Origin of the sequence: Salipaludibacillus keqinensis, from assembly GCF_003226325.1 — a bacterium.
GTDB classification, from domain to species: domain Bacteria; phylum Bacillota; class Bacilli; order Bacillales; family Salisediminibacteriaceae; genus Salipaludibacillus; species Salipaludibacillus keqinensis.
In genome coordinates, this window is record NZ_PDOD01000006.1 from 86,370 (window position 1) to 111,054 (window position 24,685).

The window sequence follows — 24,685 nt, forward strand, 5'->3', positions numbered from 1 at the left end:
AATTCTGTGAAACGTCGTTTTTCTTCTTCCTACTGGGTAAGGAATGAAAAAGGAGGATGAACAATGACCGCAGAACAAATCGGTTTCGCTTTTATCATATTAGGTTTTTTCATTGTAATCGGAAAATGGATTCGGGTGTATACGCCTCTTTTCCAACAACTGTTTTTACCATCATCTATTATCGCAGGTCTCATAGCATTACTTGTAGGCCCAGAAGTGTTAGGAAGACTGGTGTCGCTTTTTACATCAGAAGATAATATGTTTGCTCAAGGTCTCATTAACGCCAACTCTCTTGAAGTATGGGAAGCGTTACCGGGATTATTTATCAATATCGTGTTTGCTACACTATTTCTCGGAAAGTCTCTACCTAGTTTACGTAAAGTCTGGGAAATCGGTGGCCCTCAAGTGGCTATGGGACAAATGGTGTCTTGGGGCCAATATGTCATCGGACTCTTGCTTGTCATCCTTGTTCTAACACCTTTTTTCGGAGTGAATCCTCTTGCAGGTGCTCTTATTGAAATCAGCTTTGTTGGTGGACACGGAACCGCCGCTGGTCTCGGTAACACTTTTGCTGAATTAGGCTTTGAAGAAGGTCAAGATTTAGCGGTAGGCCTTGCTACGATCGGGATTCTTACAGGGGTAATTGTCGGGATTATCTTAGTTAACTGGGGAGCACGAACGGGTCGCGCCAAACATGTTGGAGGCCAACAAAAGTTTTCTAGTGCAGGTCGAAACGGTATTGTTGAACTAGACAATAGAGACTCTGGCGCCGATATGACGACTCGACCTGAATCAATCGAACCACTGTCGCTCCATTTAGCTTACGTTGGGATTGCGATCCTTATTGGCTTTGTTCTTCTTGAAGGGTTAATTCTGTTAGAAGCAGTGACTTGGGGTGCGTGGACAGACGTTTACTTAATGATTTATGTCCCTTTATTTCCTCTAGCTATGGCGGGTGGAATTATCACTCAGGCGTTTTCTGACAAATACGATAAATTCCGGGTGATCGACCGAAAACTAATCAACCGGATTGGCGGGTTCTCTCTTGATATTTTGATCGTTAGTGCTTTAGCTACGATCTCCTTAGCAGTCATTGGAGAAAATTTCGTCGCGTTTATTTCTTTAGCCGTAGCTGGGATCGTCTGGAACGTTCTTGCTTTCCTTTTCTTAGCTCCAAAAATGATTCCATCCTATTGGTTTGAAAGAGGTATTGGTGACTTCGGTCAAGCCACAGGGATTACAGCGACAGGTCTGTTATTAATGAAAGTGGCGGATCCTGATAGTAAAACTCCTGCTCTTGAAGGTTTCGGTTATAAACAAATTCTTTTCGAACCTCTTGTAGGAGGAGGACTGTTTACAGCCGCCTCCCTACCACTGATTTTTCAGTTCGGTCCAGTAGCAGTCCTCATTCTATCCATTGTTGTTACGGTGTTCTGGCTACTATTTGGATTGTTCTATTTCGGAAAAAAATAAATTTAGTCCTGACCGCACCATATGAAAGTTCTATAAATAAAAGCTCGGCTCTCAACAAAAATTTCAAGTTAATGTAAGAGTCGAAGCTTGATTTGCACAATCGATACGTATAAAAGAGGTGATCCAGTTAGGATCACCTCTTTTACTTTTTATTGATTAACGGGTGTGAAATAGGCATAATATAAACTTTGTACAGCCAGATCTGCCTTATCCGCATCGACACCAAACATCATGCTCACTTCCGAAGAACCTTGATTAATCATTTTAATATTTACACCGGCGTTAGAAAGGGCCGTTGTAGCACGTGAAGCTACTCCCACTGTTTTAGCCATTCCTTCTCCTACCACCATAACCATCGCCAGATTTCTTTCTACATCAACATCTTCTACATCTAGCTCTGTGCGAATTCGATGTAAAATCCGCTCCTCTTTCCCATTTTCTAAGTGGTGTGAGCGAACAATGACAGACATATTATCAATTCCTGAAGGAGTATGTTCAAACGAGATTTCTTCTCTTTCAAGTATTTCCAACAAATGTCGACCAAAACCTACTTGTCGGTTCATCAAGTATTTTGTTAGATTGATACTGCAAAAGCCTTCATCACTAGCAATCCCAACTACCGGAAATCCTTCCTGCACACGATCTGAAACAATTTTTGTCCCTAATGCATCAGGGTCATTGGTATTCTTAATCCGAACAGGGATTTTCTTATTTACGACTGGCTGTAACGCCTCATCATGGAACACAGAAAAGCCGGAATAAGACAGTTCGCGCATTTCCTTGTACGTAATTTCTTTCATCTCATGAGGGTTTTCTACTAGTGTGGGATTCACACTGTAAATCGAGCTCACGTCTGTGAAATTTTCATAGAGGTCTGCCTCTACTCCCGCTGCCACAATGGAACCAGTAATATCTGATCCGCCTCGAGGGAACGTGACGATATTGCCAACTTTAGAATAACCAAAGAAACCTGGAATAACAAGGATGCCAGAACGATCTCTTAATTTGGTCAACTGCTCATATGCTTCAGGAAGTATACGTGCATTTCCCGGAGCATCGGTCACAAGCAACCCAGCTTCTTTCGGCGAGACGTAGTGAGCTTCTTCTCCCCGTTTATTAAAATATGCGGCTACAAGTTTAGCATTTTGATTTTCGCCGCTTGATTTTAAGGCATCGAGTAAACGGTCTTCGTCATATCGATACATGTTAATTAGTTCTATTAACCGATTTTCAATGCCTGTTAGTAATTCTATTCCTAAATCTAGTTCTTCCACGATATCAGCAAATCGTCTTATAACGAGTTCAAGTGCTCCTTTGTACTCTTTACCACCAACGACTTCCTTTGCTAAAGAAATCAATAAATCTGTTGTTTTTATATCTTCTGCTGATCGTTTCCCAGGAGCAGATACGACGACAATCCGTCGATCCTTGTCAGAAAAAACGATCCGTGCGACTTTTTTAAATTGTTCGCCGCTTGCTAGAGAACTACCTCCAAATTTGACTACTTTCATCTTCCCAAAACTCCTTCATCGTACCGTTATTGTCCTCCCTATAAATACATTTGTTTTTAATAGGTAGAAATGTAAAACAAGTATACTAGAATCGTCAGTTCTCGGCAATAAAATTCTACCTAAAAATTTTAAATAGTAAACTCTTTTGAGAAAAGTAAAAGCACTAAAACAACTCTACCAAAACAGCAAAACACCCGAAAGCATTTTAGCTTCCGGGTGCCAAGACATTCATGTTCAGTTTTCGATTGTTACTTCTTGAAGCTGATACAAACCGTTTGGATGCTTCCAGAATCCTTGAACTTCATCACGAAGACCTACTAGGTAAGTCGTGTGGTAAAGGTAAGACATAGGAGCCTCCTCAACTAAAATTTCCATTGCTTGTTTATAGAGCTCTTCGCGAGTATCTGGATCTGCTTCTTCACGTGCTTGATCAAGCAAATCATCTAACTCATCATTAGCCATGAATGAACGGTTACCAGCAGAACCCTGGTTGTCAGAATGGAACAATGCATACATGCCATAGTCAGCGTCAGCTGTTACAGTAACCCAACCGAGAATGAACATGTCATGCTCACCTTCCGCTGTGTTATCAAGGTATGCACCCCATTCAAGCACTTCAATTTCAACGTCTACACCGATCGCAGCTAATTGCGCCTGCACAAGCTCAGCAACATCCATACGCTCACGGCTGTCGTTTGTCCAGATTGTGGTAGAGAATCCATCTTCGTATCCTGCTTCAGCAAGAAGTTCTTGTGCTTGTTCAGGGTCGTAAGGAAGACCTTCAACTTCGTCAGTGAAACCAAACACTTGCTCTCCGATTGGTCCAACTGCTGGTGTTGCTGTTCCTTCCATAACACCTTCAATTAAATCGTCTTTGTTAATCGCCATTGAAATTGCTTGACGAACTTTAGGGTCATCAAATGGCTCTTTTTCCATGTTAAATCCGATATAAGATAAGCTTAAGCTTTCTTGTTCATAAATGCTGATACCGTCTGTATTATCGATTCGATCTTTGTCACTTGGACTAACAGGGTAAATAATATGTGCAGCACCTGTTTCTAATTCACCGACACGAGTTAAGTCCTCCGGAACAACTTTGAACGTTACAGAGTCAACTTGTGCTGGCTCTCCCCAGTAATCTTCGTTTTTCGTTAAGACTACTTCGTCTCCAGGATTCCAGCTTTCAAATTTAAAGAAGCCAGTTCCCACAGGATTTTCATTAATGTAATCTCCTGGTTGTCCACCATCTTCCATGGCTTCGTAATCTGCTTCAATAATTTCTCCACTCATGATTCCACCGCCGGAATGGGCTATGTGTGATGGAAGTGGAGCAAATGGGAATTCTGTTTTGAATTGCACCGTATAATCATCAACAACGATAACTTCTTCAATCATGTTGTATAAGAACTCACGTGGAGAAGCCACATCTTCATCAAGTACACGATCAAAGTTTGCTTTAACGACGTCTGCATTGAATTCAGAACCATCATGGAACGTCACGTCTTCACGAAGTGTGAATTCCCAAAGGTCTTCTTCGACTGCATCCCATTCTGTTGCAAGCAATGGTTCTAACTCAGTATCCTCATTTTGAGAAAGGAGAGATTCGTAAATATTCGTTTGAATGTTACTAGAAGGCACGTCATTTGAACCATGAGGGTCCATCGCCTCTGCATCAGATAGAGTTGCGATAATTAAATCGTTGCCCTCTACTAATTCTTCTACCTCACCATCACCTTCTGCATCTGCATCTTCATTTGCATTTGCATTTGCATCATCGTTATTTTCAACAGCTCCATCATTATTATCCGGATCTGCTGTGCCCCCATCGTCTGGTTCACTTGCACAAGCTGCAAATGTTAACACGATAGACATGGAAAGAAGCCCTGCTTTTAAAGACTTGCTTTTAAACATGTAATATCCCCCTTAAATGTAATGGTCTTGTAATAAGGTACTATATATAAAAGTATACTATTCTATTTAAAAAAACAAGATAGAAAAATCTCAAAATTTACATTTTTCAAATATATTTTTTTATTACATTAGTGTAAAAAAGTGAATTACCTTTTAGAATTCTCTTGGAACACTCCTTCACTCAAGGTATAATGATTTAGACACTAAAAAAATAAAAGATCATATTACAGTATTATTCTATAAATATAGTATTCTTAAATCTATTAGGACTTGTGATAGATTTGGAATGATATAATTTTTTCATATTTTCTTGTTTCATCGGGTGAATTCAATAATTAATTTTTGGAATATTCCCTTTTTTAGCTTATTATACAATTTTTTCTATATTTTCATATTATTTTATTCACAAAACGAAAGAGAGGTTTACATTATGGCAGAAACAACAGTGAATGTGTCCACGCAAAACACAAAGCGAGTTAATCCGCAGGTGGAAAATTTCAAAACGATGTGGAGAAAGCTTAAAACAAACAGAGTGGCGATGGCAGGCGGAATTCTTATTTTATTTTTTATGATTATTTCAGTTATAGGGCCATGGTTCACCAGTTATGATCCGCTCTTACCTGATATTAGCAGCAGATTACAAGGTCCATCCGCTGAACATTGGTTTGGAACCGATCATCACGGGAGGGACATCTTTACTAGAATCATTCACGGTATGTCAATTACTCTCTATATTGGTTTTGTATCTGTAGCGATCGGAATGGTTATCGGTGTATTTATAGGAATTATCGCTGGTTATTATGGCAAACGTACCGATGCCGTTTTAATGAGAATTATGGATGTATTTCTTGCTTTTCCTGGTATTCTTCTTGCTCTTGGGATCGTAGCGGTATTAGGTGGAAGTATTAATAACGTAATTATCGCGATTGCCGTCTTCTCAATACCCGTTTTTGCGAGAATAGTTAGGGGCTCCACTTTATCAGTAAAGAACCTAGAATACATTGATGCAGTAAGAGCTTTAGGAGCTTCGGATGCTCGAATCATTTTCAGACATATCTTGCCGAATATTCTATCGCCAATTATTGTACAAGCTACATTAAGAGTCGCAACTGCCGTCTTGACCGCCACGGGTCTTTCTTTCTTAGGATTAGGCGCACAACCCCCTACCCCCGAATGGGGAGCGATGCTAGCAGCAGGAAGAAATTATATGTGGGAACATCCTCACATTGCTCTTTTTCCAGGTCTGGCGATCGTCGCTGTCGTACTTGCTTTCAATTTATTTGGTGACGGTGTGCGAGATGCTCTTGATCCAAAAATCAAATCGTAAGAGAGGTGAAGACTATTGTTCGTTTATACGATTAGACGTTTATTGCAGACGATCCCTGTTATTTTAGGGGTTACATTAGTAGTATTTTTGATGATGCATCTGATTCCAGGTGACCCAGCTCAAATCATGGCCGGTGAACGTGCAGACGAAGCTCAAGTAGAACAAATGCGCGATCGTCTCGGTTTAAATGATCCCTTCTACGCACAATATACAAGGTTTGTTGTAGATGCCGCTCAAGGAGATTTGGGAAATTCAGTTAGGAGCGGTCGTGCCGTCAGCAGTGAAATTGGTGCACGTTTTTGGGTAACCGTTGAACTGGCCTTTTATAGTACTTTACTAAGTATTTTCATAGGTTTAATAGCGGGAATTGTATCCGCAACGAAAAGAAATTCATTCCTAGATGTGTTTATCATGATATTCGCCTTATTCGGCTTATCGATGCCAAACTTTTGGCTAGGTTTAATGCTAATCCAGTATTTCGCACTACCATTTGATTGGCTGCCTGTTTCAGGATGGGGCACACCGGAACAACTTCTTCTTCCGGTTATTACATTAGGTACGGCTGGTGCTGCGATCATCGCAAGAATGACTCGATCCAGTATGCTTGAAGTCATTCATCAAGATTATATTCGTACGGCACGGGCAAAAGGCGTGAAAGAGCGATACGTCATTTATAAACATGCTCTAAGAAATGCATTAATTCCTGTGGTAACCGTGGTCGGGCTTCAGTTTGGAGTATTACTTGGTGGGGCTGTTTTAACAGAAACCGTGTTTGCTATTAATGGATTAGGACGATTCGTCGTCGAAGCGATTGCTATGCGTGATTTCCCAATCGTTCAAGGTTCTGTTTTAGTCTTAGCGATGTTGTTCGTTTTCGTTAACTTCTTAGTAGACATCTCTTACCGAGTACTTAATAAACGAATTGAGTTAGATTAATTACACCAGAAAGAAAGGTGGGAAAAATATTGGAAAATCCGAAAACTATGATTAAAGTAGACGAGCTTCAAACGTCCTTCTATACAAGTAAGGGAGAAATCAAAGCCGTTGATGGCGTGAGCTTCGATGTACCAACCGGGAAAACGTTAGGTATCGTTGGTGAATCTGGCTCGGGAAAAAGCATTACCTCTCTTTCTATTATGCGTTTACTAGAAGATCCAGGAAAAATTAAAGGTGGTAAAATCACGTTCAGTGGTGAAGATTTATTAGCCAAATCAGAGAGCGCAATGAGATCGATTCGTGGAAATCGCATTTCAATGATTTTCCAAGAACCAATGACTTCTTTAAATCCAGTTTTCACTATTGGTGATCAGATCGCTGAGTCTTATATGATTCATGAAGGACTCTCTAAAAAACAAGCATTAAAAAAAGCCTTAGGGATGCTAGAACTAGTAGGGATTCCTTCTCCTAAAGACCGGTTAAAAGCTTACCCTCACCAACTATCCGGTGGTATGCGGCAACGGGCGATGATTGCCATTGCCCTCGCTTGCAGGCCAGAACTGTTAATTGCTGACGAGCCAACCACTGCGTTAGACGTGACCATTCAAGCGCAAATCTTACGCTTAATTAATAACTTGCAAGATGAGCTTGGAATGTCCATGATGTTGATAACCCATGACCTTGGGGTGGTGGCGGAAACGTGTGATTACGTAGCTGTCATGTATGCGGGTAAAATTGTCGAATATGCTGACGTCAACACTTTGTTCCACTCACCTAAACATCCTTACACGGTCGGGCTTCTCAAGTCGTTACCGCGACATGATATAGATCAGGAAGAACTTGAAGTCATTAAAGGAATGGTCCCTCGACCAGATGACCTTCCTGATGGGTGCCGATTTGCTCCGCGTTGTCCTTTTGCGACAAAGCTCTGCGAAGAAAAGCTTCCAACTTTAGATACTATGGCTGATAAAAATCAAGTCCGCTGTTGGATTTATACAGATCAGTGGGATGGTCCGGAGGTGAACGTAAAAAATGACTACGGAACTGCTCAAAGTAAGTAATTTAAAACAATACTTCCCAATTAAAGGGGGGATTCTTGGCAGAAAAATCAACGACGTAAAAGCGGTAGACGACGTTAGTTTTTATGTAAATGCCGGTGAAACGCTAAGCATTGTTGGCGAATCCGGTTGTGGCAAGTCGACGACGGGAAGGGCTATCCTTCGTTTGGATGAACCAACCTCTGGAGAAATTTCCTTTAATGGGAAAGACCTTCTCGCATTAAACAAGCGTGAAATGCGGAAGATGAGAAAAGATTTACAAATAATATTCCAAGATCCATATGCTTCGATCAATCCTCGTCAGACCGTCCGACAAGTATTGAATGAAGCGATGGAAATTCAAAATGTTCTTCCTAAAGAAAAGCGTGAAGATCGTATGATGGAATTGATGGAGACTGTAGGATTAGGAGCTCATCAACTTGACAGATTCCCTCATGAATTCAGTGGTGGCCAACGCCAGCGAATCGGAATTGCCCGAGCATTATCTGTTGATCCTAAGCTGATTATCTGTGATGAATCTGTCTCTGCTTTGGATGTATCTATTCAAGCACAAGTGTTAAACTTGTTGAAAAAACTTCAAAGAGAATTGGATTTAACGTATTTATTTATAGCCCATGACCTTGGAGTTGTCCGCCACATTTCCGACCGTGTAATTGTGATGTATCTCGGTAAAATCGTCGAGATTGCCGATAAAAAATCTTTATTTGATAATCCGAAGCACCCATATACTAAAACATTGTTATCAGCGATCCCTGTTCCTGATCCAACGAAGAAAAAAGATCAAATTATTCTCAAAGGAGATGTCCCTTCTCCGATTGATCCTCCAACCGGATGCCGTTTCCACACTCGCTGCCCATTCGCGACAGATAAGTGTAAAGAAGAAATACCCGAATTACGAACATCTGAAATTAATATGGCTGCAGGCCATCAAGCTGCCTGCCATTATATCGAAGAGATCGAATCCGGTGAAATGACACCAAATTACTAAGCAAATTGAAATACCCGTCTCAGAGTTTTCTATGAGACGGGTATTTTCATTAGTATTTAGCCAGTTTTTCTTCAAAATAAAGAATACGGGTTTTCGTTTCAATAATCTCATTTATAGGCTCGATATCTACATTTTCTTCGTCAATGTATTGCACAGCTTCTTCAGGAGAAATTTCGTTACTGATAAACCCATAGCCTACTAAATATGTAAATTCTGTAAAGACTAGAGCATCGTATATTTCCCCTTCCCTTTCAACATTCTCCACTAATCGACTTTTTTCCGCTGCCGCTACTGGAATCACAGTTTCATGAAACACCATGACTTCCTCTTCATCATCAAATAGTTTGGTACAGTCCTGACTAGCAGCAAGAATATTCACTCTCACAGAAGGCTTTAATCGGTAATAGAATATTTTCACTTGTGACTTGTCTCCTTTATCAATCAAAATGGGCAGGCTCTGTAAAAACTCTGACGAACGACTTCGCCTGTTCTTTCGCCTTTTCTAGCCTCTCTTCCACTTCATCAGGAAAAGTACTCGTTCCTTCAATATAAAGATGATGATAGTCCTTTAATCCGATTAGCCCAAAGATGGTTCTTAAATAACTCTCTCCGTGTTCAAATGCTTGCAGGGGCCCTTCTGAATACACGCCTCCTCGAGACTGAATATGAATCATTTTTTTATTTTGCATCAATCCTTCGATCCCTTTATCTGTAAACCTGAACGTTTTCTCAGGGATAATAAGATGGTCGACATACGCTTTTACTTGAGGTGGAAAACTCATGTTCCAAAGAGGCGTTACAATGACGATCCTTTCTGCCTTAAGGAACTGCTCTACAAACGGATTAGAGGGGATCATCGTATCAGCAGTATTAGACCCGTTTCGCTCCCACATAGCCAAAGCTTCACGTCCTAATGGTGGTAAATCCACTTCAAACAAGTCCAAGCGTTCGACATTCTCATCTGGCTTTTGCTTTAAATATTCTTCCATAAAATATTCCGCTAACTGTAATCCATAAGATTCTTTTGTATGTTTCGGATTTGCTGTTACATATAATAAAGTCATACTTCGCCTCCGGTCCTTATAACGATGTAATTCAAAATGTCTTCTACCATTGATCTTCCCATATCATTACCTAATTTAACAATGAATTTTCACGATTATTTAAATTGAGAATGTTTTTAAACGCATTACAAAAAAACCTTTTCTAGTGATGGTGAAATAAACACCAACAATAAAAAAGGGATGTGAATCGTTACCACATATTAATGATATAATTACTCCTCTTTTTCTCCTTCGTATGAAGAAATGCCGCCCATGACGATCGTAAGATTTTCTGGATCAAACCCTTGATCTACAAGAGATTCGCCCACTTCGATGCTGCGATTTTGCGTATTACATAGAATGACTATCTCCTGGTCTTCAGGTAACTGTGAACCGTCTTCCATGACTTCTGCCATAGGGATATTGGTAAATCCGCTAATATGGCTTTCAGCAAATTCCTCTTCTTCACGAACATCCAAATAATATTTCTCGTCATCCATGCCTTCTTCTTCGATTTCTGACTGTAACTCATCTGCGGTCATTTCGTTCATGTCACCTGTTTCTGCATCTGTATCAGAACAACCCACTGACAATAGAACAAGCAACATCAAAAATAAGATCGATGTGATTATTTTCATCTTTACTCCCCCCTTGAATATTTTATCCACAAAGATTATAACATTAATTAATGACTTTCATTAGTAAAAATTATAATTATTTCAAAAAAATTACTTATTTTAATATTTTAGCTGCTTCCCTTAAGCGTTGTAGCGTTGTAAAAATTTCAACCGCTAAAAACACTGCTGCGATGGCAATTAAATAAGATGGAAAAGCAATCATTAAGGAAAATAAGATAAACCCTTCTGTTCTTTCGGCAAGACCAGGTTGATAATAAAATGATTTGACTCCACTCTTTTCTGAAACGGCGCCGACCGTTAAAAAGACGGTCATTGCGTAAATAATCGATACACTTAAGAGAAGAAGAATCCACATGGCATCTGGATATCGAAAGGCTAAACCAAGAATGACACTGATCTCTACAAGACGGTCAAAACTAACATCTAGCACGGTACCAAAAGAAGATGTCTGCGTTTTTCTCGCCATTGTTCCGTCTACTATATCTAAAAATCCAGAAAACCATAATGCCGCAAGGGCGATGATCGGTTGATCTATATATATAAATAAGCCTGAGCTTACTCCTATTATAAAAGCGATCGTTGTCACTTGGTTCGCAGTGAACCCTAGTTTCAAGAACAAACTCGCTGAACGGCTAACAGCTGGCTGAACAAGGTGACGGGCTTTCGTATCAAGCATCATGACACTTCCTTTTTTTTTAACGAGACTGCCTCGCTTTGTCGGTAAAGTAGATAGTTGACTGTTCATTATGAAACGGCTGCACACTGCTTCTCAAATAAGTGAGGTCAACGTGATCTCCGTCGTTGAAAAGCTGACTTGAAGAAACGACCACATTCTGTTTAAGAGAGGGCACATGCAGGTGATAAAATGAGTGACCATATTTATAAACTTTATATTGAATAACAGCTCTAATCGTTTCGGTATCTGAAACTTTCAAGTTACTGACTGGACGAATCGTAAGTTGATTAGCTGGCAAAAAGGATTCTTCAAAGTGCACCCCTTCTGAAAACATTTCAGCTACAGTTGAGCTTTTCGGGTTCTGATAAACTTCTTCTGGAGCGCCAGTCTGTTGGAAACTGCCGTCCTTCATTACAGCGATCTCATCCCCAATAATCATTGCCTCTTCACGGTCATGAGTGACAAACAAAGCCGTCACCCCTTCGTTCTTAAGAAAATCCTTTACCCACAACCGAATCGATGAACGTAGCGAAGGATCCAGACTACTGAAAGGCTCATCAAGAAGGAGAAGATCAGGGTTTACAATTAGAGCCCGTGCTAGAGCAACCCGTTGTTGCTGTCCACCTGAAAGCTGGTGAGGATAACGTTCTCCGTGAGATCCTAAGTCTACTTTTTCCAGAATAGCTAACCCTTTTTCTTCTCGTTCTTTTTTCTTTAACTTCCTTTTGCCGTACTTTAGACCGTATGTGACGTTTTGCAAGATGGTCATGTGGGGAAACAGTAGCGGTTGCTGAAACATTAGAACTACAGGGCGCTCTTCAGGTTTCGTTTTAGTAATGTCACACCCATTCAGCTGAATCGTCCCTGATGTAGGAGAAGTCAAACCGGAAATGCAACGTAAGAACGTTGTTTTCCCACAGCCTGAGGGGCCAACGAGACTCATAATTTTCCCTTTCTCTAACTCTACATTCAAATCAGAAAAAACTGTCATTCCATTATATGAGATTGCTAAATTCTCCACTTTCATCAGCATTGGCCTTCACCCCTTACGGCTTTTTCAATATTTTTAAATAGCTGCGACATACAGTCTCAAATAAGATTAGAAACAGAACAGGTAACAGAGCGAACATGACTGTGAAACTTGCAATTACCGCTTCATCCGCACTTGAGAAAAAGGGGTAATAAATCATTGGTAACGTAGAGACCCTTCCCCCACCGATTATCGCTGTTAACACATATTGACTTAATGAAATCACAAATACTAACAGCGCCGCACTGCGAATACTTGGTGCCATCAACGGAATAATGACCGTCCAAAAGACCGTTGCTCTTCTAGCACCTAGCACTGCTCCTTGCTCTTCCCAATCATTATTTAGACGGTCGAAGCCAGCCTTTAAGACTCGAATGGCGTACGGAAGGGTTGGTAATAAGTGAATAAGAATAACCCCACTTAAATTATCGGTTAGTCCCAACCTGATCATCGGTATATGTAACCCCATCGCTACGGCTAAAACGGGCACAAGAATGGGTAAGATTAGCAAGGATTCGATCATGGTTTTCCCTTTAAATTCATACCTGCTAAGAGAATAAGCTGCTGGAGTAGCAATGAGAAAATTAAATATCACAACTGCCCCTCCAATCACAACCGTATTTATGAGCGATTGATAAATCCGTGGATCGCGGAAGGCTACCTCCCATGCCCGAATATCGATCCCACTAGGGGACAAGTTGGGCCATTGCCAACCAAAACTGATACTTTTAGCGAACATGAAAAAAATCGGTATCACAAACATGATGGCGAAAAGAAGGAGAAAGAGTCCTTGTAATAATACACGCTTTCTATTTTCGTTCATATCTCCTCCCTCCTAACAGTCCATTTTTTTCTCCAGCGCCGGGAAAAAGTCAGTATTAGTATCGCTGCAAAGAGTGAAACAATGGAGAGGCACACCATCATTGCCTGAGCAAGAGGACGGTTTACCCATGCTGCCTGATAAAACCAGTCATAAGCAAGGACGGGAAGCATTTTCGGGTAGGTTACACCTAATAGAGCAGGTACTTCAAAAGCTCCGAGAATAAACACAAATAGTATAAGAAAGACTTCTATTGAAACGGGCCAAACCCAGGGAAACTCAACGGTCTTAAATACGGTCCACTTGCTCCCACCCAATGTCCGACTTACATCTTCATACCTTAAGTCCATCTCTTGATAAACCGGCAATAACATCAAAATAACAAAGGGAATCTCTTTCCAAATATAAGTAAAAATCACACCTAAATAAAAAGGATCATTCACCATAACAGGGAATTCTCCAATACTTCCAATCCATCCTAACTGATAGAACATCGAAGAAACCCACCCACTAGGGGAAAATAACAAAAAGACAAGGTATGCCGCCACGAAATGGGGGATTAACATCGGTAACCAAGCAAGAAACTTCCAGTGATCCTTTCTAAAAAGACGGACCATCGTTCTTGTTAAATACAACCCTACCAAAATAGAAATGACCGTCGAAACAGCAGCTACCCAAATGCTTATGCCTAAAGCTTGTAAAAACGTATTGTTTTGCCAAAGTTCAATATAGTAATAAAAGTCCCCTTCGTTTTCAGGCGTCGAAAGACTCTCCACAATAGCGCTAAACAAGCCATAGCCCACTAAACAAGCCACAATTATTAGACCTGGGAGCAAAAAGAGGTACGGTCGAAACTTATGGGCTTTATTACTGAACAACTTGTTGCTCCCAGTTCTCAGTAATCCAATCATGATACCTTGCATCCAATTCTGGAAGAATATCCTTGTTTTGAACGATGGTTGGGCCACTCATGTCTTCTAGTTCCTGTAGCTCCTCCTCAGAAAGAAGTGATGTGTCCAATACCGACCCTTCTCCCCACATGCTTGGGTCTATCTTTTGAATTTGTGCCTCTTGAGAAATCAAAAAGTTTATTGCAACCATCGCCCCTTCAGGCTCTGGACTATTAAATGGAACACTCAAATAATGCGTGTTACTAATGGATCCTGGTTCAATTACAACCGTTTCTGTAGAAGGTGAGAACACCCCGTCTTCTATCAAACTTTCTGCTCGATGCTCGTTAAACCCCATTGTAAAAGCAACCTCACCACTAGCATATAGTTGATCCAGTTGAGCAAGACTTTCTGGATAGGTGTTCCCTTGTCGCCATAGTGAATCTTTGAATTCTGTCAGTCTCTCCCATATATCCTCGCCATTCTCTTCTAACCATTCTTCATTAAACGTTTCAAGCAACGCAGGATCGTCAGCAATATCATACATAATGTGACGAATAAAGCCATTACCTGTGAAGTCTGTTGGGTTAGGGTACGTAAATTGTCCAGGATGGTCGATGGACCACTGGACCAGTTCTTCAATGGATGAAGGGGGATCGGAAACTATCTCCGAGTTATACTGATATGCAAACTGCACATTTCCCCATGGAACTTGATGACCATCGATTTCTGTTCCCATATCCATATGAATAAATGGGGCTTCATCTCCAATAGATGATTCCATATTTGGCAATAAAGAAGCAAAGTCTCCGTACAACAAATCGTTGTTCTTGGCACTTCTAAAATTTTCACCATTTATCCAAAGAATATCGGCCGTGCCTTCTTCTTGACCAGCTTGTTTTTCCGTCATTAGTTTAGACAAGAAGTCCTGTGCATCCATCGGATAGCGATTTAACGTGACATCATACTGTTCTTGTAAAGCAGGAGCAACATAGTCGTCAATATAACGATTAATGCCATCGTCTCCTCCCCACATATAGATTCCTACTTCTGAGCCTTCCGCTTCAGAAGCTATCTCTTCCCAACTTGCCTCACTTAAGTTCTCATTTGTATTTGTATTCTCATTGCCAGAACTACATCCGACGAGGGACATAGTAATTAAGACTAGTAAGGCCACAATATTAATCATAGATTCATCCACTCCACCTGTTAGTTAACTCCATGCCCTATAGAATGAAATAATAATAGTCGTAAGAGAGTTGTTATTATTGTAACTCTAGATAGATTGTATAAAAAGTAAGTTTACTTACATTAACCAAATAATGCTCGACAAACATGATTACTACTCTCTCTATTAGAGAAAGTCATACACGATAAAGGAAAATTCGTTTTACTTTAAGCTATCTTCTACCTATAGTCTATCATGAAGATCTTATCAATTTGTAAAGTTAACAGGTAATAATAGAAGAAAAAACGCCCGAGCATGATGCTCGAACGCTATTCCATGATTCAAGGCTCATCTCCCGTTTAAGAGGTTTTTTTCAATTCATTCATATCAATGCCTTTTTTCTTAGCTAAATATTTAGGAATCAATGAAACGAGGAAGAGAACTACTCCAGCACCGGCAAACTGCATCATTAAATTCATTGAAATGCCTTCACGTACGATTTGCCCTGCCATATAAGCATAAATGAAAGCGCCAGGTGCCATTGTGACAAATGAGACTGCTGTGTACTTCACAAAATTCAAACTGGTCAAACCATAAGCATAGTTCTGGACATTATAAGGAAATACAGGCACAAGTCTTGTAAGGATCAAGAAGCTAATTCCATTCTCCTCTACTCCTTTATCCACCTTGTCAAAGATCGCATTCCCCTTGAACTTTTTTACAATCATATCTCTTGCTAAATATTTCGCTACAAGAAATGCTGCAGCTGCTCCCAAAGTGGCACCAATAAGAGCAAGGATCCCCCCGACAACCGAACCAAATGTAATACCGGCTACAATTGTTAAGACGGCTCCCGGCAACATAAATACAGCTACTGCTATAAAAACGATAATAAAGATCAAGTAACCCAACATTCCGAAACTATTGATAAATTCTTGCATAGCTGTCACATCTTGCAATCGGTTCACAAGACCCGTCTGCCATGCTATAAAGAGCACAGTTCCAATAGCAGCAATTAAAGAAACGAGTTTGATAGCTGATTTATTTTTCGCACTCATAGAGGTCACTCCTTTACTCATGGTTTTCTGTTTTTTCTATCATATCACTATCTTCATCTTGGTAGACCCCGTAAGACCACTCGATCCATGAGCCATCATAGTTAAGGGCTTCCTCATGGCCCATAGCATGTGTTAACACAAGCCATGTATATGCTGATCGAACGCCTGACTGACAATAGGAAATGACCGTCTGATCCTTGGATAAAACATCCCCGTAAATTTCTTCAAGTTCATCTAATGGCTTGATCGTGCCATCTTCAGCTGTTGCTTCAGAGTATTCAATAAAAGTGGATCCTTTAATCTTCCCAGGACCTTCCGCGCCACTCAAAGTCGTGGATCCTTCTTCTTCATCTTTAGCTCTTGTATCAAGGATAAGATAACGTTCATTGTCTACTGCTTCTTTTACTGTTTCTAAAGAGGCATTAAATGCTTCTTCGTTGAAATCAGGAGCTTCATAGGCCGTCTCCGGTCTTATCCCAATTTCTTCAGGATCAGATGTTTCATATCCTGCTCCGATCCAGACATTAATTCCTCCGTCTAATAAGCGAACATCTTCATGACCAAGCATTTCTAATTGCCAGAACAGTCTCGCTGAATCATGCTGGTCGTTGGCAGCATAAGTAACAATCGTCGTATCTTCCTTTACTCCAAAAGAACCCAATAAAGCTTCCATTTCCTCTATCGAGTTCGCCATGCCTCCATAAGGATAAGCGTCAGTTCCAGAATAGTTCGGACGCCATACCTCAAAAGATCCTGGTATTGCTCCGCCTCTTTCATCCATTGTACCGATCACCACTACATCTTTCGCATCATCTTCCATTAACTGATGTAATGATTCAGCTGTAATAAAAACTTCCGGGTTTGCATATTCATTAATTTTTTCCTGCTGCACGGATAAATCAACCTCCTGAGCATCAATTCCTGTTACGGAAAAATAAACAATAATCCCCAAAATCAACACGGCTAAACTACTAAAGCTGATCATTTTTAATTTTTTACCCATGACTAGTGCCTCCTTTTTTGCTCACTATTTCACATTTATTACCTGAACGAACAGACTATGCTTTAACAACTTTTCTAACGGCATGTTTTGATTTATAACGATTAATCCAAGATTTTGCCGGACTAGACAACACATCTTCCGGGGCCGGTTCTTCGTTATAGATAACAGGTCCCCATAAAAGATCTAAAATATGGAAAGCCTTTTTGCCTGCCTTCATTAACGATGAACGACAAGCCGCACAGTAAACAACCACATAGTCACTGTCAAAATCGTTACCACGCCGTTTCATGACGCGCATGGCCAGGTCTGGATTTGCCGGGACAATCATTCCTCCAAAACCACAGCAACGGGCCTTTTCTCGTGAGAATTCACTTTCTTCTACTCTGTATCCTAATTCTGAGAGAATCCACCTTATACCGTCTTGAATCTCTTTCTCGTATCGCGTCGAACATGAGTCATGGATAGCAAAAACCACATCACTCACGGACCCTTTTCCTTTTACTTCTTCAGGAAGACCTATTCTAGGAAGTAATGTCCAAAGAGATTCCACATTCGTATGGTCACTCGTTTCTTTTATCGTTTTATAACAGTTTTGACATGCCACAACCATCATTTCAATTCCCACATCATCAATGTCTTTCTGAAGACCTGCAAATCTCTCCTTGAATTTATCCTCTTGACCTAGAGCTTTCGTTCCTTTACCACAGCATTTTTGAACACCTCCTAAATCCGGATAAACCATTTTCAAGTATTCCATCGTTTTTTTCACGCCTTCAGGTGTATAAGAAGGCAACGAACACCCTGGCATGAAACCCATTTTTTGTGTCATGCTATTTCACTCCCTTCACCTTTGTGCAAAACACTTTAGAAAAGCCGAGCATTTGGTGTATTTCAATGGCTTTATGTCCCTCCATAGGGGACTTTCCATCGTTATGAAGAATAAAGTCTTTCCTCATTCCCATAAATGCTTCCCCTATCTGATAATCATTCGGACATACATGAGTACATCCTCCACACATATTGCAGGAATAAGGAATCACCGGATCAATTTCACCTTTATCAATAAATTCACTGAAAAGATCTTGTGGACACTCTGTAAAATCATTTAGCATGATGCACTCAGTCATACATAGTTTGCACTCACATTGAATACACCGCGATGCTTCTTTTTTTGCTTGCTCTTCGGTATATCCTAAATCATAAGGAAGAAAGTCTCGTTTACGTTCCCTAGCCTCCCTATGGTTACCAGATGTCCTCGGCAGATTGACGGTTCCTTTAGGAAGAGGAACATCAAGGCGGGTCTTATAGCTCAATTCCTTTTTTATATGCCGAGCTTTATTTAAATCTCTGTTCTGCAGATATCTGTCTACAGATTTTGCTGCCTTTCTCCCCAACGCCATGGCTTCTACCACAATCACTCCGCCACTAGCATCTCCTGCTACAAACACATCTGAGAGCTTCGTAGCTAACGTATCCGGGTTAACATCGTAACGACCTCCACCTTGTTGTTCAAGGAGTCCACCAGTAATGTCTTCCACCTGTTGCCCTGTAGCAAAAATCACCGTATCCACTTCTATTTCTTTTGTTTCGTCGGTAAATGTTGGAGCAAAACGACCTTCTTCATTAAAAACGGAAGCTACTTTTTTCAAGCGAATACTGGAAACTGCTCCGTGCTCGTTCTTAACGATTTCATCGGTGCCCCATCCATTATTAAATTTCACATCTTCTTCAAGGGACTCCTCAATCTCCGCTTGACTGGCTGGAAGGTTATTCCTGTCTTCAAGACTGATTAAGAAAACTTCATCGCAACCAATTCTCCAAGAGGACCTTGCACAGTCCATTGCAACATCTCCACCACCTACGATCGCAATCCTCTTTCCGCCACGAACAAACTTATGAGTAAAGCTTATTTCTTTTAAGAACTCCACAGCATGGAAAACACCTTTTGCCTCTTTCCCCTGTACTGGAGGGAGATTACCTTTATGGGCACCGTGTGCAAGAATGATAGCATCATATATTACCCTTAGTTCATCAAACGAGATATCTTTTCCTACTTCAACTCCCATTTGAAAAGACACACCTAAATCTTCTAAATAGCTATATTCGAAATCAATCACTTCTCGCGGGAGTCGATACTCTGGTATACCGACGCGCATCATGCCACCTACTACTTTTAGCTTGTCGTAAATAACTACAGCGTGCCCTTCTTTACGTAAGTCAATTGCCGCCTGTGCCCCAGCCGGACCTGCGCCGATCACAGCTACTTTCTTTCCGGTAGATGCTTTGACTTTCACATCCCAAAGTTCTTTATTGTCCGCTTTTTCAGCGACAAATCGTTTCAATCCCGCTACGGAGATCGCCTGACCAAATTCTGTATTTCTCCGGCAATCCACCTCGCAAGGGTGGGCACAAATCCTGCCGAGCGTATTAGGCAGAAATAATTTTTCGCGGATCGTTTCCATCGCTCCTTGATAATTTCCTCCTCCTATTTGAGCAACGTATTTCTTCACATCTGTATGCATTGGACAAGCTGCTACACAGAATGCTTCTTCATGTCCCATACAGTTTTCTGCAATGTTTGAAGCTAAATCTACCACTTCTGTTCTAAATTCCATCCCTCTCACCTCTCAATCACTTTTGTGAAGTAATTCACATTTATCTTTTTAGAAAATAGCAGGAGTTAAACCCCTGCATGATTAAAAACTTCTCCACTAAAATAACCACATAACCACCATCTAAAACCGTTATGGTCGAGGCACTGAGTTTTTAACAATATTCAATAATGAGATTCGTTTTAACTTTTATGCTCACTATTGAACTTGATAAAATACCAATACCTCTATATCTAATTTATCAAATGTTTTTATGTTCTCCAGTGTTAATTTCGAATAGTCTGTGACAAATATGTAGACAAATTTCAACACAGTCTATACCCATCAATTCAGTGTGTTATTACTTTTTATACAGAATATGGATTATTATTTAAACACTTAAATGAATATTCTTTAGATAAATTGTTTGTCTTTTGTTGCTGTATAATAAGAAGTATGACGTTTATTCAGGAGGAAAATCACATGGAGTTATTTGTCATTATGCTTGAACGTCTAGGAATCATTGTGATGGTTGCTTTTGTTATGACTAGAATACCTTTTTTCCGAAGACTGATTGATCATCGTGACGTCACTTTTTCACAACGATTAAGTGTCACTCTTTTATTCGGTTTTTTCGGAATCATTGGTACATATACAGGCGTTGTCGTGTCTACAGGTGAAGCAAGTTATATGATGTGGCTATCCGATTTGGCAGAAGACGAAGCGATAGCCAATGCCCGTGTCATCGGGATCGTTGTTGCAGGCCTCCTCGGGGGTTGGAAAGTAGGGCTGGGCGCAGGACTCATTGCTGGGGGACATCGATATTTATTAGGTGGATTTACTGGTTTGGCTTGTGGAGTGTCTGCGGTTATTGCCGGACTTATCGCAGGCATTGCTCATCGCTACGTGAAAAAAGGAGCGAATATTTCTCTCCCTCTCACATTTTTTATCGGCGCGTTAAGTGAAACGATCCAAATGGGGATTATCCTTCTCGTTGCCAAGCCTTATGAGCAAGCTTTTGCATTAGTGGATCTTATTGGTCTTCCGATGATCATTGCTAATGGTGTAGGCGCTGCTGTTTTCGTACTAATTATTCGAAGTGTCATTAAAGAAGAAGAAAAAATGGCTGCTGTTCAATCTGGACGCGCATTGAGTATTGCTGAACATACGATTAGTCATATGAGACAAGGGTTAACTCCTAATTCTGCAACACAAACGTGTGAGATCCTTTTGCACGAAGTGAATGCCTACGCTGTTTCCATGACGAATCGGTCAACGATTTTAAGTTACCGAGGCGAAGGTGCTAATTATTATTCGGAAGGCGGCGAAATAAAAACGGAGGTAACCAAGCAAGTATTATATACTGGTCAACCATTTATCGGCAGACTAAACGAAAATGATGCGCTTGATAACATTCCTAATGAAATCAATGCGGCTATGATCGTTCCGTTAAAACAAAAAGAGGAAATTGTGGGTACCCTCAAATTTTATTTCAGGTCTGAAAAAGAGATTACTGCTTTGGAAAAAGAATTAATTCACGGTCTCGTCAGACTATTAAGTACCCAGCTCGAGCTAGCAAAAGTAGAAGAATTAAAAAAAATTGCTCGTGAAACTGAAATCAAGGCTTTGCAAGCGCAGGTCAGCCCCCACTTTCTTTTTAATACGATCAATATCATCGTTTCAATGATTCGTACAAATCCAGAAAGGGCACGAAAACTCCTCCTATCCCTTTCTAACTTCTTTCGACAAAACTTGGCTGGAACGCATAAAGCGTGGTCTTCCTTGGGAGAAGAAGTGAAACAAATAAAGTCGTACCTTGAAATCCAACAAGCTCGCTTTTCAGGAGCTCTAGAGGTGAAATGGGAAGTTGAGGAACAGTGGCTTGACTTACAAGTTCCTACATTAACCATGCAACCACTTGTAGAAAATGCGATCAAGCATGGTCGTACATCCAATCTCGAATCTCTCCTGATTACCATTCGTATTCAGGGAGAAAATGATAAAGTACTTGTTTCGATTTCAGATAACGGAAAAGGCATTCTACCCTCTCGGTTAGAGACCTTATTAGAACAGCCAGTTGAGTCAGATAAGGGAGCTGGAATTGGACTGTACAATGTTCACCGTCGGTTATCAGACATGATATCACCTGCTTCAGGGCTTGAAATTCACAGCCAGTCATCTGACGGAACAAGCATCTCATTTCACCTTGAAAGGAGGCGGAAACAATGACGCAAAGACCGATTCGAATTGTGTTAATTGATGATGAGCCATACAGTATTGACGAACTTCGTCACCTCCTATCTACCTATAAAGATTTGGACATCGTCGGGGACGCAGGGTCAGCTGAAGAGGCCCTTGCTAAGATCATTGAGCTAGAGCCCGATGCGGTGTTTCTAGATATTGAAATGGGAGAAAAAAACGGCATTGAACTAGCAACTAGCCTTCAGAAATTAAAGAATGTTCCTTTCGTTGTGTTCGCGACTGCTTACCCAAATTTTGCTGTAGATGCTTTTCGTGTGGATGCTCTAGATTACGTCTTGAAACCATTTGAGGAAGAACAATTACTTGAAACAATTAAGCGACTTCGTCTTGCTTTTTCCAAGCAAATCGATCAGTCTAACAACATTCCCTATTCCGAAGATAAATTAGCAAAACTAGCCGTTCAACACAATGATACGATTCATTACCTATCTCCAGGGAACATCGATTATATTTACAAAGATGGAAGTGTAACGAAAGTAAACAGTGTTGGAAGCGAATACGTAACAAGATACTCCTTAAAAGAAATTGAAGAAAAACTGATTAATTATTCTTTTTTTCGTACTCATAAAGGGTACATCGTTAATTTAAAACAAGTAGAAGAAATGACCCCCTGGTTTAACGGAGCCTATCAACTTAAGTTAAAAAATATACATGAACTGATACCTGTCAGTCGTAATTACGTGAAACGATTACGTGACCGACTAGAACTTTAATGGCCATATATGCATTTCACTACTCCATTCATACATGTTAAACACTATTAGCAACATGATAAGTAAGAAAGCGCTTTAAATGCTGTCCTCAAGCTATAATGAAGTCAACTTATATAATCTATTTTTCGATAGCGGAGGGATAAACATGATCACTTTTTTACTATCTATAGTAATATTAATTGTCGGTTATTTTACGTACGGAAAGTTTGTCGAAAAAGTATTTGGAGTGAAAGACGAACGAATTACTCCAGCCATGAGCCAAGGGGACGGAGTCGATTACGTTCCAATGGGGACAAAACGGAATTCATTGATTCAATTATTGAATATTGCCGGAGTCGGCCCTATTTTCGGTCCAATTATGGGAGCGCTTTACGGACCGGTTGCCTTTCTTTGGATCGTTTTGGGAGCGATCTTTGCCGGTGCAGTTCACGATTACTTGACCGGGATGATTTCAATTCGTAACCGAGGCGCCCACTTACCTGAGCTTGCAGGTAAATTCCTCGGTAAAGTCATGAAGCATGTAGTTAACGGGTTCTCAGTACTTCTTCTCCTTTTAGTTGGTACCGTTTTCGTTACTGCACCAGCTGCTCTTATTTATAACATGGTTCCGGGATGGGTAACACTGAGCATGGTCATCGGCTTGATTTTCTTGTATTATGTAATCGCTACCATGTTGCCGATAGATAAAATTATCGGACGAGTTTACCCTATTTTTGGAGGATTATTGTTGATAAGTGCTTTAGGGATTGGCGGAAGTCTAGTTATGACTGGCGCACCTATTCCTGAATTGACCCTAACCAATATGCACCCAGAAGGTTTGATGATTTTCCCATTATTATTCTTAACGATCTCTTGTGGAGCTTTGTCTGGTTTCCACGCAACTCAATCACCTATCATTTCTCGGACAACACAGCGGGAAAAGGACGGACGGAAGATTTTCTACGGAATGATGATTACAGAAGCCGTCATTGCAATGATTTGGGCAGCCGCCGCCATGAGTTTGTTCTACGGTACGGATTTAAATGCATTGATCAATGAAGGTGGGCCTGCTGCTGTCGTAAGCGATGTATCCATGATGATGCTAGGTGGCATTGGCGGTACGCTTGCTGTGCTTGGTGTCATTATTCTTCCGATCACTTCTGGAGATACAGCCTTTAGAAGTGCGAGAATGATCATTGCTGATTATTTCAAAATAAAGCAAGTTAAAGTTCGAAATCGTCTTATGATTGCATTCCCGTTATTTATTATTTCTGTCGCCTTAACGCAAATGGACTTTACCATTCTGTGGCGCTACTTCTCTTGGGCGAACCAATCTACAGCTATGATCGCCCTGTGGGTCGGAGCGATGTACTTAGGTTTGCAGAATAAGACTCATTGGATTTCCAGTATTCCTGCCGCATTTATGACAATGGTTACGTTCACATACATTTTGAATGCGCAAATCGGTTTTGGGTTATCCATGCCGGTGTCCTACGCAGGAGCTGCAGTAGGAACAGTCATTGTCATTATTCTTTTCGCAAAGAAATTAAAACATGAACGATCTACCAATCAAATCGAAGTAGATGCTCAAGTGGACAAAGTCGCCTAAA

At 40.6% G+C, this 24,685-nt stretch carries 22 protein-coding genes; 8 read left to right on the forward strand and 14 right to left on the reverse strand.

Going from position 1 to position 24,685, the window contains the following annotated elements:
- Window positions 1-63: 63 nt before the first annotated feature.
- On the forward strand, window positions 64-1,473 hold the full coding sequence (locus CR194_RS18740) for a sodium/glutamate symporter (protein ID WP_110611915.1): 1,410 nt from the start codon (window positions 64-66) through the stop codon (window positions 1,471-1,473).
- Window positions 1,474-1,622: 149 nt separating this feature from the next.
- Here the strand turns inward: CR194_RS18740 and CR194_RS18745 are convergent, their stop codons facing one another.
- Both CR194_RS18745 and CR194_RS18750 read right to left on the reverse strand, forming a co-directional pair.
- Window positions 1,623-2,984 carry an aspartate kinase gene (locus CR194_RS18745; protein ID WP_110611917.1) on the reverse strand — a complete coding sequence of 454 codons (1,362 nt, stop codon included), beginning with the start codon at window positions 2,982-2,984 and terminating at the stop codon, window positions 1,623-1,625.
- 234 nt (window positions 2,985-3,218) lie between these two features.
- A complete protein-coding gene (locus tag CR194_RS18750; RefSeq protein ID WP_110611919.1) occupies window positions 3,219-4,895 on the reverse strand; it encodes a glutathione ABC transporter substrate-binding protein in 1,677 nt (558 codons plus the stop codon).
- Between the two features lie 430 nt (window positions 4,896-5,325).
- On the opposite strand from CR194_RS18750, the gene nikC reads away from it, so the two are divergent.
- From nikC to CR194_RS18770, 4 genes are read left to right on the forward strand one after another with little or no spacing between them, the layout of a single operon-like run.
- The gene (gene nikC / locus CR194_RS18755; protein ID WP_110611921.1) at window positions 5,326-6,222 is read left to right on the forward strand and encodes a nickel transporter permease; all 897 of its coding nucleotides are present in this window, start codon (window positions 5,326-5,328) and stop codon (window positions 6,220-6,222) included.
- 15 nt (window positions 6,223-6,237) lie between these two features.
- Window positions 6,238-7,158, forward strand: coding sequence for a nickel ABC transporter permease (gene nikB / locus CR194_RS18760; RefSeq protein ID WP_110611923.1), 921 nt, complete (start codon window positions 6,238-6,240; stop codon window positions 7,156-7,158).
- A gap of 47 nt (window positions 7,159-7,205) precedes the next feature.
- On the forward strand, window positions 7,206-8,219 hold the full coding sequence (locus tag CR194_RS18765) for an ABC transporter ATP-binding protein (RefSeq protein ID WP_110612229.1): 1,014 nt from the start codon (window positions 7,206-7,208) through the stop codon (window positions 8,217-8,219).
- Window positions 8,191-9,204 carry an ABC transporter ATP-binding protein gene (locus CR194_RS18770; protein ID WP_110611925.1) on the forward strand — a complete coding sequence of 338 codons (1,014 nt, stop codon included), beginning with the start codon at window positions 8,191-8,193 and terminating at the stop codon, window positions 9,202-9,204. Before CR194_RS18765 ends, CR194_RS18770 begins: the two co-directional genes overlap by 29 nt.
- Window positions 9,205-9,253: 49 nt before the next feature.
- Here CR194_RS18770 and CR194_RS18775 read toward each other — a convergent pair whose 3' ends face one another.
- The 12 genes from CR194_RS18775 to CR194_RS18830 all read right to left on the reverse strand — a co-directional run bounded on the left by CR194_RS18775 (window position 9,254) and on the right by CR194_RS18830 (window position 20,145).
- Window positions 9,254-9,622 carry a hypothetical protein gene (locus tag CR194_RS18775; protein ID WP_110611927.1) on the reverse strand — a complete coding sequence of 123 codons (369 nt, stop codon included), beginning with the start codon at window positions 9,620-9,622 and terminating at the stop codon, window positions 9,254-9,256.
- 19 nt (window positions 9,623-9,641) lie between these two features.
- Complete coding sequence (locus CR194_RS18780; protein WP_110611928.1) at window positions 9,642-10,268, reverse strand: FMN-dependent NADH-azoreductase; 627 nt, start codon at window positions 10,266-10,268, stop codon at window positions 9,642-9,644.
- Between the two features lie 212 nt (window positions 10,269-10,480).
- The gene (locus tag CR194_RS18785; RefSeq protein WP_110611930.1) at window positions 10,481-10,885 is read right to left on the reverse strand and encodes a rhodanese-like domain-containing protein; all 405 of its coding nucleotides are present in this window, start codon (window positions 10,883-10,885) and stop codon (window positions 10,481-10,483) included.
- A 94-nt stretch (window positions 10,886-10,979) separates the two neighbouring features.
- Entirely contained in the window at window positions 10,980-11,561 is a 582-nt protein-coding gene (locus tag CR194_RS18790; protein ID WP_110611932.1) for a CDP-alcohol phosphatidyltransferase family protein, read from the reverse strand.
- Window positions 11,562-11,580: 19 nt separating this feature from the next.
- Window positions 11,581-12,594: an ABC transporter ATP-binding protein gene (locus CR194_RS18795; RefSeq protein ID WP_110611934.1), complete on the reverse strand. Its 1,014-nt coding sequence runs from the start codon at window positions 12,592-12,594 to the stop codon at window positions 11,581-11,583.
- Window positions 12,595-12,607: 13 nt separating this feature from the next.
- Window positions 12,608-13,414 carry an ABC transporter permease gene (locus CR194_RS18800; RefSeq protein ID WP_110611936.1) on the reverse strand — a complete coding sequence of 269 codons (807 nt, stop codon included), beginning with the start codon at window positions 13,412-13,414 and terminating at the stop codon, window positions 12,608-12,610.
- Complete coding sequence (locus CR194_RS18805) at window positions 13,411-14,289, reverse strand: ABC transporter permease (protein ID WP_233254429.1); 879 nt, start codon at window positions 14,287-14,289, stop codon at window positions 13,411-13,413. Before CR194_RS18805 ends, CR194_RS18800 begins: the two co-directional genes overlap by 4 nt.
- Window positions 14,279-15,490 (reverse strand): ABC transporter substrate-binding protein, encoded by a 1,212-nt coding sequence (locus CR194_RS18810; protein ID WP_110611940.1) that lies wholly within the window; start codon window positions 15,488-15,490, stop codon window positions 14,279-14,281. The genes CR194_RS18805 and CR194_RS18810 overlap by 11 nt, the downstream gene beginning before the upstream one ends.
- A 338-nt stretch (window positions 15,491-15,828) precedes the next feature.
- On the reverse strand, window positions 15,829-16,527 hold the full coding sequence (locus tag CR194_RS18815; RefSeq protein ID WP_110611941.1) for a TVP38/TMEM64 family protein: 699 nt from the start codon (window positions 16,525-16,527) through the stop codon (window positions 15,829-15,831).
- 13 nt (window positions 16,528-16,540) lie between these two features.
- Window positions 16,541-17,530, reverse strand: a complete 990-nt coding sequence (locus tag CR194_RS18820; RefSeq protein WP_110611943.1) for a sulfurtransferase — start codon at window positions 17,528-17,530, stop codon at window positions 16,541-16,543.
- Window positions 17,531-17,585: 55 nt separating this feature from the next.
- Window positions 17,586-18,359, reverse strand: a complete 774-nt coding sequence (locus CR194_RS18825; protein ID WP_110611945.1) for a (Fe-S)-binding protein — start codon at window positions 18,357-18,359, stop codon at window positions 17,586-17,588.
- Window position 18,360: 1 nt separating this feature from the next.
- Complete coding sequence (locus CR194_RS18830; RefSeq protein WP_110611947.1) at window positions 18,361-20,145, reverse strand: FAD-dependent oxidoreductase; 1,785 nt, start codon at window positions 20,143-20,145, stop codon at window positions 18,361-18,363.
- Between the two features lie 459 nt (window positions 20,146-20,604).
- On the opposite strand from CR194_RS18830, the gene CR194_RS18835 reads away from it, so the two are divergent.
- The 3 genes from CR194_RS18835 to CR194_RS18845 all read left to right on the forward strand — a co-directional run bounded on the left by CR194_RS18835 (window position 20,605) and on the right by CR194_RS18845 (window position 24,684).
- Window positions 20,605-22,350, forward strand: coding sequence for a LytS/YhcK type 5TM receptor domain-containing protein (locus tag CR194_RS18835; RefSeq protein ID WP_110611950.1), 1,746 nt, complete (start codon window positions 20,605-20,607; stop codon window positions 22,348-22,350).
- Complete coding sequence (locus CR194_RS18840; protein WP_110611952.1) at window positions 22,347-23,096, forward strand: LytR/AlgR family response regulator transcription factor; 750 nt, start codon at window positions 22,347-22,349, stop codon at window positions 23,094-23,096. Before CR194_RS18835 ends, CR194_RS18840 begins: the two co-directional genes overlap by 4 nt.
- 145 nt (window positions 23,097-23,241) lie before the next feature.
- Window positions 23,242-24,684: a carbon starvation CstA family protein gene (locus CR194_RS18845; protein ID WP_110611955.1), complete on the forward strand. Its 1,443-nt coding sequence runs from the start codon at window positions 23,242-23,244 to the stop codon at window positions 24,682-24,684.
- Window position 24,685: the final 1 nt, after the last annotated feature.